General features: G+C 39.6%; 8 protein-coding genes and 1 pseudogene. 1 reads left to right on the top strand and 8 read right to left on the bottom strand.

The window, feature by feature from the left end; all coding sequences use genetic code 11:
* Positions 1–235: 235 nt before the first annotated feature.
* A pseudogene (locus tag ACSU6B_RS06100) lies at positions 236–357 on the bottom strand (SDR family oxidoreductase); the annotation flags it as partial.
* Positions 358–457: 100 nt separating this feature from the next.
* Positions 458–1,912 carry a DHA2 family efflux MFS transporter permease subunit gene (locus ACSU6B_RS06095; RefSeq protein WP_410883604.1) on the bottom strand — a complete coding sequence of 485 codons (1,455 nt, stop codon included), beginning with the start codon at positions 1,910–1,912 and terminating at the stop codon, positions 458–460.
* A 274-nt stretch (positions 1,913–2,186) separates the two neighbouring features.
* On the opposite strand from ACSU6B_RS06095, the gene ACSU6B_RS06090 reads away from it, so the two are divergent.
* Complete coding sequence (locus ACSU6B_RS06090; protein WP_410883602.1) at positions 2,187–2,786, top strand: TetR/AcrR family transcriptional regulator; 600 nt, start codon at positions 2,187–2,189, stop codon at positions 2,784–2,786.
* A gap of 170 nt (positions 2,787–2,956) precedes the next feature.
* Here the strand turns inward: ACSU6B_RS06090 and ACSU6B_RS06085 are convergent, their stop codons facing one another.
* The 6 genes from ACSU6B_RS06085 to ACSU6B_RS06060 all read right to left on the bottom strand — a co-directional run bounded on the left by ACSU6B_RS06085 (position 2,957) and on the right by ACSU6B_RS06060 (position 11,861).
* Positions 2,957–3,661, bottom strand: coding sequence for a DUF421 domain-containing protein (locus ACSU6B_RS06085; RefSeq protein WP_410883600.1), 705 nt, complete (start codon positions 3,659–3,661; stop codon positions 2,957–2,959).
* 406 nt (positions 3,662–4,067) lie between these two features.
* Positions 4,068–5,102, bottom strand: a complete 1,035-nt coding sequence (locus tag ACSU6B_RS06080; RefSeq protein ID WP_410883598.1) for an electron transfer flavoprotein subunit alpha/FixB family protein — start codon at positions 5,100–5,102, stop codon at positions 4,068–4,070.
* Complete coding sequence (locus tag ACSU6B_RS06075) at positions 5,103–5,930, bottom strand: electron transfer flavoprotein subunit beta/FixA family protein (RefSeq protein ID WP_410883596.1); 828 nt, start codon at positions 5,928–5,930, stop codon at positions 5,103–5,105. It lies immediately after the preceding gene.
* A 396-nt stretch (positions 5,931–6,326) separates the two neighbouring features.
* A complete protein-coding gene (locus ACSU6B_RS06070) occupies positions 6,327–7,502 on the bottom strand; it encodes a thiolase family protein (protein WP_410883594.1) in 1,176 nt (391 codons plus the stop codon).
* A 64-nt stretch (positions 7,503–7,566) separates the two neighbouring features.
* Positions 7,567–9,723, bottom strand: coding sequence for a methylmalonyl-CoA mutase (gene scpA, locus ACSU6B_RS06065; RefSeq protein ID WP_410883592.1), 2,157 nt, complete (start codon positions 9,721–9,723; stop codon positions 7,567–7,569).
* Positions 9,711–11,861, bottom strand: coding sequence for a methylmalonyl-CoA mutase family protein (locus ACSU6B_RS06060; RefSeq protein WP_410883590.1), 2,151 nt, complete (start codon positions 11,859–11,861; stop codon positions 9,711–9,713). The genes scpA and ACSU6B_RS06060 overlap by 13 nt, the downstream gene beginning before the upstream one ends.
* Between the last annotated feature and the right edge of the window lie 92 nt (positions 11,862–11,953).

Here is an 11,953-nt window from a genome sequence, read left to right as displayed (position 1 = left end):
TCCAATGATGAATACCCTTTCAAAAGGATGTTATCAGTGACATTTACTGGGCTTTCCCAACAGTTATACGCATTTTATCCCGATATATAGACTCTTGTTATGTATTATACAAAAATATAAAACAAAATAATATATTGATATTTATTGTTAAAATTTTATGTTTCATAAACTAAAAAAAAACAAATACCGTCAAGATAAATCTCGACGGTTTTAACACATTTATAAATGTACTAAATTAATAAGCGTTCCAACCTGCATCCCCCGTATAACTGTTCCATTAACAAAGCTTGATTCATCAGAAGCAAGAAAAAGAGCTATATTTGCAATTTCTTCTGGTTTACCTCCACGTGGAATTATTCTACGGCAACCTTATTTTGAAGTCTCATATCAATTCCTCCAATTGTTTATAATTTTCTATTCTCTCTTAAACTTCTCCATACAATGGATGTTGGTTAAGTTAGGTAGTTTCCAAGCTTCTTTGTGGTACCTTTCCCAAAGTTGCTTTGGGCTCTATTTCGGATGCTTGTTTAACCTTCTTGATAAAGAAGGAAAGAAGTAATCCGATGATGCCGATCCCAATAATAACAAGATAGGCGTCATTAATACCCTGAATGGTGGCTTCCTTAATAAGCTGCCCTTGAGTAAAGCCTTTAGCAGCCGCATTAGGAGCCATATCCTGCAGATGTGATTTCGTTCGGTCTGACATAACGGTAACAAGAAGCGACGTACCGACAGCACCCGCCACTTGCCGAATGGTATTGCTTATGGCCGTTCCGTGAGCACTTAACTTTTGTGGCAATTGATTCAAACCAGCGGTCTGTAAAGGCATCATCATCAAGGCCATCCCAATGCGACGCCCTGTTGACATCAGAACCAAAAAGGTATAGCTTGTCGAATCTGTCAAGTTGGTAAAGCCCATCGTTGTCAGAATGGTAATTATCATTCCGATAACCGTTAGCCATTTTGCGCCAAAGCGATCGAACAACTTCCCTGTAACTGGCATAAGGAAGCCCATTATCAGCGCACCTGGAAGAAGGAGAAGACCGGACTCAATGGCTGTGTAACCACGGATATTCTGAAGGTAAAGCGGAAGCAGCATCATATCTGCATACATCACCATCGTAACCGCGATATTGATAATGGTCGTTAAGGAGAACATATTATACTTGAATGCACGCAAGTCAAGCAGCGGATTTTGCGATTTCATCTGCTTCCCTGAAAAGAGTGCGAGGGCCAAGATGCCTACTGCGATCGTACTTAGTACCTCCATGTCTGACCATCCAAGGCTTCCAGCTCGGCTGAAACCATATAGTAGGGCACCAAAACCAATGGTAGAGAGGACAACACTTAGGATATCCAGTTTTGTCTTGATACGATCAGATACATTTCGGAGATAAATGAATCCCAGTACAATAACAATGACAGCAAATGGAATCATTCCGTAAAACATTGTTTCCCATTTGTAGTTTTCAATAATATAGCCGGCAATGGTAGGACCAATGGCTGGGGCGAAAATAATCGCAAGCCCGACCATCCCCATGGCTGCTCCTCGTTTGTTGGGAGGAAAGATGGTCAGAATGACATTCGTAAGCAGCGGCATGATGATTCCTGCACCCGCCGCCTGAATCATGCGTCCGGTTAATAATAAAGGAAATCCTGTTGCAATAGCAGAAACGATGGTCCCAGCTAGAAAGATAAACATGGACGCTTGAAAAAGCTGACGGGTGGTAAACCGCTGCATTAAGTAAGCGGTAATGGGGATCAAGACACCGTTTACCAGCATGTAACCTGTTGTTAACCACTGTGCTGTTGCAGCTGTGATTTTAAATTCAACCATTAATTCAGGAGTAGCGACGCTCATGAGTGTTTGGTTTAAGGTTGCAATGAAAGCCCCTAATATCATAATGAACATAATAGGTCCTTTTTTTGGAGAATTTGTGACAGTTTTAGGATTATTATTCAATTCTCTCCTATCCTTTCTAACTTGAATATAGACTTTTTTTACAATGTGTTTAATAATTAACATTGTATAAATTACATTATAATAAGATAGTGGGTTCTGACAACAGACAATTTCTTAAGAAGTGTAGATTAGTTATCATTGTTTTCAGTTTTGTTGTTAATGCTGAAAATAATAGACACAACTAAAATAATTGTAAATTATCAAGTAGGAAGGATGATAAGCCATGAAGGTTAATGCAACTCCACGAGTAGATCCTCGTATACTTCGTACGCGCCAATTAATCAAGGACGCTTTTATAGATTTGCTGCAGGAGATGGAAATTAATAAAATAACGGTTAATCGGATTGCGGAACGCGCAACCATCAACCGTGTTACGTTTTATCTGCATTATCATGATATACAAGACTTGATGGAGAAAATGGCACAGGAAATGGCCGAGGATATTGAGTGCATTATGCTGAGTACGACAACAAACATGAAATCCGCTGAAGAAATTGATTCATTGAAGCTTGTGAACCTGCTTGAGCATATAGCCGAGAATGCTAAATTCTATAAAGTGGTTCTAAGTTCCACACGAACGCCAATCTTTACAGAGCGGTTATTAAAAATCCTTACGAAATCAATAACAGAGAGAACGGAGATAGACTCCTTGCTCGCTACTACCGATATCCAAAGGGATATTGCTATATGGCATGGTTCTTCAGCTCTTATCGGCACGATCGTAGCTTGGTTGCGTAAGGACATGCCTTATACACCGCAATTTCTTGCTAAGCAGATGTATATGCTTTTTCATTTAAGTAAGGAAAATAGGAAATCACCATAAAGAAGAGATTATACCAGTTGGACCTTTTTGGGAGTTGTTAACTACTGGGCTTTTCCTATGCAAACAAAAAATCCCCTTTTGATAATGATAAATTCCGGGGATTTTTTGTTCATATAAACCGAATGGTTGCCTTCCTATTTTACACCTTATTATCAATTAGCCTTTCCAAATTATTCAACATATGTAGGTGAATTTATTTTATCTTCATATTTGTCAACAAAAAGGTAACCACCGCTATTGACTACAGCATAATATATTTCCTCTATTCGTAAATTTCTTCTTTTGAATTCAGCTTCAATCCACTCACGGTTATAGATCCCGGTAGCGTTCTTTTCGATGATTTTCCCGTCCATAATTAGTTCAACTGGCAGCGACTCTGATGAATTGGGCAAATTTAAATCTTTTTTTATTACATTTTGAAACGGTATCTTTTTAAGAATGGATAATTCCCCGCTCACTTCTAGTAATGCGTATTCCACTTCAAATATATTAAAGATATCCTTTTCCCTTAAAAGCTGATTAAGGTCGTCAATCGAGAACTTTACCTTTTTCATATTATTGTCTAGTAATTTTCCTTTTTCTATGAGCAGGGTAGGTTTACCAGATAACCATTTTCTAAAACTTCGACTCCTAGAAGATAACACCATGAACAAATAAAACATTAAAACTAATACAAGAAATGAAATTAGAATTTCTTTGAACTTTAAATTCGTATCAAACCCCATGTTCGCTATAAAGGAACCAATTGTAACGGATAAGGCAAAGCTATAGTGGTTTTTATGAGAGTTAATATGCTTTCCAATAACCAGAGTAACAAGTATTAAAAGCAAAAAGCTGACACCTGTTCTCAGAATGGGTATAAGTGTATCTTCCATTTAAATCTCCTGTTTACTGATATTGTTTAACCAACTTGTATTTGAACTCAACTATAGTATAAAACAGTAGCTAAAAAGGATTGTAGACAGCCAAATATCGTTAATTATTTTTTGTCAGCACTTAAGAATGGAATTAAAGAGTATGATGGCAAAATGCAGCTTTTACCATAAAATATCCCCATTTAATTATTTTATCTTTCCAATTAGCTATTTTTTTTATCCATCAATTTCAGATTTCTTTAGGCTTCAATTATAGGCATATATAGGAAAAAGCCTCATGAGTGAAAATTCACTTGAGGCTTTATTATAGAGATATTGTGAGTAACAAATAATTCATTGTGGGAACTTACGTCTCCGACCTTTTTGAGAATTTCTATTTTATGTTTCTCGCCTCGGCATCATTACATCAACCTGTGCTGGTATTGCTTACCTTGTCTCTGGATAAAGCCTTTATAAACTGTTCAATTAGTAAAGGAACAATCTCAAAGGCATCGCCAACAATTCCATAATGACAGTTCTGAAAAATGGGGGCTTCTTTGTCCTTATTAATGGCAATAATTAAACCGGAATTTTTCATTCCTACAATATGTTGAATCGCACCGGAAATTCCAATTGCAAAATAAATTTTTGGCGTTACCGTCACACCGGTTTGCCCTACTTGATGAGCGTGATCAATCCAACCCGCTTCCACCACATCCCTGCTGGCACCAACCGCTCCTCCAAGAGTTTCCGCCAATTGGTGTATTAACTGAAATCCCTCGAAACTCCCTAATCCTTTTCCGCCTGCAACAATAATATCCGCTTCGTCGATTCTTACTTTCTTTACAGTTTCCTTTACAATTTGCAAGACTTTTGTCCGAATATCTTCTTCCTTTAGCGAAATTGTTTCTTCAACCGTCTTGCCCGTCCTCCCTGATTGAGGAGTAAGAGCTTTCATGACTTTGGCGCGTACTGTCGCCATTTGGGGCCGATATTTTTTACATAAAATGGTTGCCATAATATTTCCGCCAAAAGCCGGCCTGCTCGCTAATAGTAACCCTGTTTCCTCTTCAACATCCAGCTCCGTCGTATCCGCCGTTAAACCTGTCGGCATATCGGTGGCTACCGCACTTGCCAGGTCTTTTCCTGTTGAGGTGGCCCCGTAGAGGATAATTTCTGGTTTATATTTTTCCGTGCATTCCAGCAGCGCCTTCATGTAGGACTCGGTCCTGTAATGTTTAAATATGGGTTGATCATATACATACACTGTGTCTGCTCCGTATTCAAAAACGGTCTTCGTTAAATGTTTAACATTTTCTCCAATTAGAATACCGGCCAATTCCACTCCCCGTTTGTCTGCCAACTTTCTGCCGGCACCCAATAGTTCAAGGGATACAGAAGCAACAACTCCATCTTTTTGTTCAATGAACACCCAAACACCTTTATAATCTCGGAAATCCAATTACATTTCCTCCTTTGATTCAAACAATTCTTTCTTTTCAAGCATGACAGAGACCAACTTCTCTACTTGTGCCATTGGGTTGCCTTCAAGGAACGTTCCCCCTGCCGGCTTTTGTGGAGCCCAAACTTTGGAGACAATCGTTGGAGATCCCTTCAAACCAAGCTGCTTCACATCAACCTCTTCCAGGTCATCAACAGACCAGATATGAGGTTTATATCTGGCCGCTTTTATCATGTTTGGAAACGGAGAATACGGCACTTCATTGATTGTTTTTTCAACGGAAAACAAACACGGCAATGTGGAACGGACGACTTCATATCCATCCTCGAACTTGCGATGGACAATGGCAAATCCTTCTTCTTGATTGATTTCCACTACTTTGTTCACAGAAGTCAGCGGTGGAATATCGAGCCTTCTTGCAATTCCGGGTCCGACTTGCCCGGTATCTCCATCAATGGACATTTTTCCGCAAATGATCAAATCTACGGGCTGTTGTTTTCCTATTTTTTCAATCGCCTTTGTCACGGCATAGCTCGTTGCCAATGTATCTGCACCCGCAAACCGGCGGTCCGTGATTAAATAGCCCTCATCGGCGCCTATTTCAATACACTTTTTAATTGCGGTAACTGCTGGAGGCGGACCCATTGTTACAACAGATACGATTCCCCCATACCTATTCTTTAGACGAACCGCCTCTTCAACTGCATGTGCATCATATGGATTCAATATCGCAGGCGCTGTCCTCCGGTCCATCGTGTTTGTTTTTGGGTTCATCTTGATAATTTTGGTGTCAGGCACTTGCTTAATACAGGCTACAATATGCAGCATTTAACCCCTCCCTTTTATTTAAAAAGCACATATTTTTTTACTTTACGTAATATGAAACTTGCCGGCTGTTTTCCGGCTAAAAAGCCTTTTTTCGCCCGTTTACTTTTACTTTATTAAAAGAGATGTCCATACATTCGAATTTTCTGATAAATATCTATTTAAATGTTGCCAATGAAAAGCCAAACTAAAAAAAACCGCACGAGTGGAGGAATCACTGTGCGGTTATGGGGGTCAAAGACCAACCATTGCTCATCTAGGTTTTATCTCATTTGCCTTTAACTGATGACATTGGCCGTTTTTTCTAAAATTCTTCTTCCCTTAGATTTGAATGCCTCATAAAACGGAGCTGTTATTTCATAGTTACCAACTTATTCCCCATTATTCTTCCATGCTCTATTATACTGCTTCAATGATGATTGAAACGCCTTGTCCACCGCCTACACATAAGGATGCTAATCCAATTTGTTTCTTTTGACGTCTTAATTCATGAACTAAGGTAACCACAATCCGTGCACCTGAACAACCGATTGGGTGACCTAATGCTATCGCTCCTCCATTAACATTAATAATCTCCTCTGGCAAACCTAATTCCTTATTAACTGCCAGCACTTGTGCTGCAAATGCTTCATTGAGCTCTGCCAATTCAATATCCTGTATTGTAAGATTTGCTCTCGTTAAGGCTTTTTGTGTTGCTGGGACTGGGCCAATGCCCATGATAGAAGGAGAAACAGCAGCACTAGCAACCGAACGAATTTTGGCAAGTGGTTTTAAGCCGTATTCCCTAACAGCTTGTTCAGAAGCAACAATGACTGCAGCTGCCCCATCATTAAATGACGAAGCATTTCCAGCTGTCACCGTCCCATTTTCTTTAAAAGCTGGTTTCAGAGTTAGTAATTTCTCCAGATTAGTATTTTTTATATTCTCATCTTCTGTAAATAAAGTGGAACCATGCTTGCTTTTAATAACAACAGGAATAATTTCTTTTTCGAATTTACCATGTTCTTTAGCTTTAATTGCTTTTTGCTGGCTTTCTAAGGCAAAAACATCTTGTTCCTCTCGGGAAATATGATAGCGTTCTACTAAATTTTCAGCTGTAATCCCCATATGGTAACCTTCTATCGCACAGTGAAGTCCATCATGAAAGAGTGCGTCCACTGTCCGTAAATCTCCCAATTTCTGTCCCCACCTTGCATTCATCACCAAATGCGGGACATTACTCATACTTTCTGTCCCGCCTGCAATCACAACACTTGAATCTCCTGCAAGAATTTGGTGATAGGCTAATGTAATAGCGCGCAATCCAGATGCACATTGTTTATCAATTGTAATGGCTGGTACAGACACAGGTATCCCAGAATGGATAGCTGCTTGTCTTGCTGGGTTTCCTTTGAGTCCTGATTTTAGTACATTACCTAGTACTACCTCATCAATGCATTCAGCCGAAAGACCAGATCGCTGCCACACCTCCTTAACAACATCCGTTGCAAGTTGTACAGCTCCTACATCTTTCAATGAACCACCGAAACACCCTATCGGAGTTCTAAGTGCCTCTACTAAGTATACAGTTTGCATTTTACCTTCCCCCATTTTCCATAAAAATAGCGGTTTTGTCCGCGGTTTTACTTGGCACTTCCCTTTAATCGTTCCAATCTAAACGTCGATTGATTTCTTCTAATACTTGTTGAGCAGCAACAGGTATGACTGTTCCTGGACCAAAAATAGCCGCTACCCCGTTTTCTTTTAAAAATTCATAATCCTTGACCGGGATAACACCTCCGGCAACAACAACGATGTCTTCTCGATCGAGCTTCTTCATTTCAGTCATTAGTTTTGGTAATAGCGTCTTATGACCACCAGCCTGAGAACTTATCCCAATAACATGAACATCATTTTCAACTGCCTGAACTGCAGCTTCTTCTGGTGTTTGAAAAAGAGGACCAATATCCACATCAAATCCTAAATCTGCAAATGCAGTTGCTATTACCCTGGCCCCGCGATCATGACCATCCTGTCCCAGCTTGGCAACCATGATTCTTGGACGGCGTCCTTCCCTCCCTTCAAATTCCTGAGTTTGTTGTCGTACGTCATCAATTTCTTGCTCAATAGCATATTCGGCGCTATATACTCCAATGACCGAGCGAGAATTTGCTTTGTGACGCCCTACAACTTTTTCATATGCATCGGAAATCTCACCAAGACTTGCTCTGGCCCTTGCTGCTTCAATTGCAAGGGCTAATAAATTACCTTCTCCTGTTTTAGCAGCTTGGGTAATTGCCTTTAGCGTGGCTTGCACCTTTATATCATCACGACTTGAACGCAGCGCTTGTAAGCGCTTAATTTGGGCTTCTCGTACAGCAGCATTATCAACTTCAAGGATGTCTAGATTATCTTCATTTTCTAACCGATATTTATTGACCCCGATAATGGTTTCTGTTTTAGAGTCAATATGGCTTTGCCGACGAGCTGCCGCCTCTTCAATTCTCATCTTCGGGAGGCCCGTTTCAATTGCGTTAACCATACCACCTAGGGACTCTACTTCTTGAATATGCTTCCATGCTCGATGTGTTAATTCATGTGTTAAATATTCCATGTAATAAGAGCCGCCCCAAGGATCAACCACATTGCAAATACCGGTTTCTTCTTGTAAATAAAGCTGTGTATTCCTGGCAATCCGCGCAGAAAAATCTGTTGGTAATGCAATTGCTTCATCCAGAGCATTTGTATGCAATGACTGGGTATGTCCCATTGTTGCTGCCATTGCTTCGATACAGGTTCGAGTTACGTTATTAAAAGGATCCTGCTCGGTTAAGCTCCAGCCTGATGTTTGGGAGTGAGCACGCAGTGCCATTGATTTTTCATTTTTAGGTTGAAACTGTTTCATCAGTTTCGCCCACAATAGGCGTCCTGCCCGCATCTTCGCTACTTCCATAAAATAATTCATTCCAATTCCCCAAAAGAACGATAACCTTGGTGCAAATGAATCAATATCCAACCCGGCTTTCAGTCCGGTTCGAACATATTCTAATCCATTGGCTAAAGTGTACCCTAGCTCAATATCCGCAGTCGCTCCAGCTTCTTGCATATGATATCCAGATATACTAATGCTGTTAAATTTCGGCATATGTTGAGAGGTGAAGGAAAAGATGTCTGCTATAATTCTCATTGAAGCTTCAGGTGGGTAAATAAAGGTATTCCGAACCATATATTCTTTTAAAATATCATTTTGGATGGTACCAGATAATTGTGATTGATGAACACCTTGTTCTTCAGCTGCCACGATATAAAAAGCTAAAATCGGAAGTACAGCACCATTCATTGTCATGGATACCGACATTTTATCCAATGGGATCCCATCGAACAAAATTTTCATATCCAATATCGAATCCACAGCCACCCCTGCTTTTCCTACATCGCCCTCGACACGGGGATGATCAGAATCATAGCCACGGTGTGTTGCCAAATCAAATGCAATCGATAGGCCCTTTTGTCCTGCAGCTAAATTCCGGCGGTAAAAAGCATTGCTTTCCTCTGCAGTTGAAAAACCAGCATATTGTCTTATTGTCCATGGTTGGTTAATATACATTGTTGGATATGGCCCTCTTAAAAACGGTGCGATTCCAGATATATACTCCAAATGTTCCATATTAGTAAGGTCAGAAGATGTATATAACGGTTTCACGTCAATGTTCTCTAATGTTTTCCATCTTGCGGCCGTTTCTTCTATTTTTCGAGGAATGGGGGAGGTAAAAGCGTCACGAAATGACATTTTAGTAAAATCCACTACTTTGTACATTCTCTAATTCCTCCCTTTATTTGAAGAGTGATCAATTTTTCATAGTAGTTAATATTTGAATGAATAAAGTCATCTACTCCTGCCTTCGTATACAGTTCTCTATCATCTGCAGGAGGATAACCAGCCAATAGAATGGTTACGTTGCTATTACATTGTTTCAAACTTTTTGCTAGAGAAGGAACCACCTCAGGAAACTTCTCATCCTTACACAAAATGACCACAATATTGGATTTGGAAGATTGGAACGCATGTAATGCCTCGGAAATCGATTGATATTCTGCATGTTGGCTTACATGAAATCCCCCTACTTTTAAAAATTCGGTTACGAAATCTGCATGATGTTTATTGTTAGAAACAGGTCCAAAATTGGCTACAAATACCTCAGGGAGATGACCAATCTTAAGCTTGTATTTTTCTGCATGCTCACGAAGTGTCTCAAAAGGTTCTGCTGCTCTGTGAAAACCAAAATGACGAATAGATGGGTTCATACTTGTTGGTAAACACATAGCTTGTAAGAGTTCATCAATTTTCACACCGGCTTTGGCCGCTTTTATAGCATTCTCCATAGAATGATATTCTGTGAATTTTTTTAATGAATCTTGTAATAGAACGAACTCCACGTTAGAATTCAGATAGTTAACAGTATTGGGTGCGTCATTTTTGACTGGAGTCTCGACCTGTTCAATGTTTTCGTGAAAACCCAATGGATTCTCATCCAAATTCGGATAGATATTTGTACCTACAATCTTTTCTTTCCTGCTTTTGATATTATTCATTTTTTCTTCAGCTGTTCCAGCAACTGTCTCTTGTGGAAAACCCTCAATGAGCGAATTATACATTCCACCTATTATTTCTATTTGTTGAAAAAGCTCCCATGCCTTTTCAGCTAGTGTATAGGTGAGTGTTTCGATGTACCATGATCCTCCACCTGGGTCGGTAACCTTTGACAAATTAGCTTCATTTTCCAGAATTAGTTGAGTATTTCTTGCAATTCGACGTGAAAACTCATTAGGCGGACCAAATGCCTCATCAAATGGTGACACATGCAGGCTATTAACACCACCAATAATCCCACCAAACGCTTCTGTTGTTCCACGGAGTATGTTTACATAAGGATCGTGAACCGTTTTTGTCCATGCCGAAGTCCTTGCGTGTATGAACATCTTTTGAGAAGTATCATTACCGCCTAATTCCTTCACGATTCTAGCCCACAACATTCGAGCAGCTCTAAATTTTGCTATTTCCATGAAAAAATTTGAACCTATCGAAAAAGAAAAAGCTATCCTATTTGCTGCATCATCAATAGAAATGTGGTGATTTTCCATAGTGCGAAGATATTCCAAACCTGTGGCAATTGCAAAAGCCAATTCCTGTACAGCATTTCCCCCCGCATTATGGTATGCATGGGTTTGGACAACAATTGTTTTCAATTCAGGAGAGTGTTTCATCGACCACCTAGTCATCTCTGCCATCATTTTGTATGCTTGATTAATAGGATATGGAACCTCCCCCTTTTGCACGAGTTGTCCAATTGGATCAATACCAATACAGCCTCTAACTCTATTAGGACGTTGATTTTGTTCAATTATATAAGCCATAAATGTAGCGAAAAAAGGATATCCGCTTATACAAGGTTCCAAATAGATTGGGATCTCTTCCAAATTTATCTTCTGGAATGCTTTGTGAAAATCCTGGAGAGAGGCTATTGAAACGCCTGTCCTATTTACCTTTTCCTGGTCCAAGGGGTCAATCCATCTCTCTTCGTCTAAGACCAAATGAAGCATCGTTTGCCCTTTTTCTAAATCATTTCGTACAGCTTGATTAAACTCTTCTGGATCCGTGCAGGCTAATTCCTGACACACTTGCCAAGGTTCATGCTGTTTGCCTATTTCATTTGTTCCACGTAAATATGGGAAATCACCTGGCAATGTAGATAAAAAAGGATATTTTTCAATATCCTCATGACGATACAAAGGTTGAAGACGAATTCCTTCATAAGTATCGGTAACTAGATTTTCTTCAAATTTAGCTCCTTTTAAGTTTTTCTCTGCCACTTCTCTCCACTGTTGAAAAGTTGGTGTAGAAAAATCCTCAAACAAATGTATTTTAGATTCTGTCATTTTACTATTAATGGTCACAGTTTCAAGCCACTCCCCTTCTAGTCTATAATTCTGCAATAATTTAAATTTGTATTTTAACCTGATTTTTCCGGGGAAGTTTTTGACAAAGA

Origin of the sequence: Neobacillus sp. C211 (assembly GCF_051842875.1) — a bacterium.
Classification (GTDB): Bacteria; Bacillota; Bacilli; order Bacillales; family Cytobacillaceae; genus Neobacillus.
Note: the sequence above shows the minus strand (reverse complement) of the source record. Positions and strands in the feature narration are given on the sequence as shown.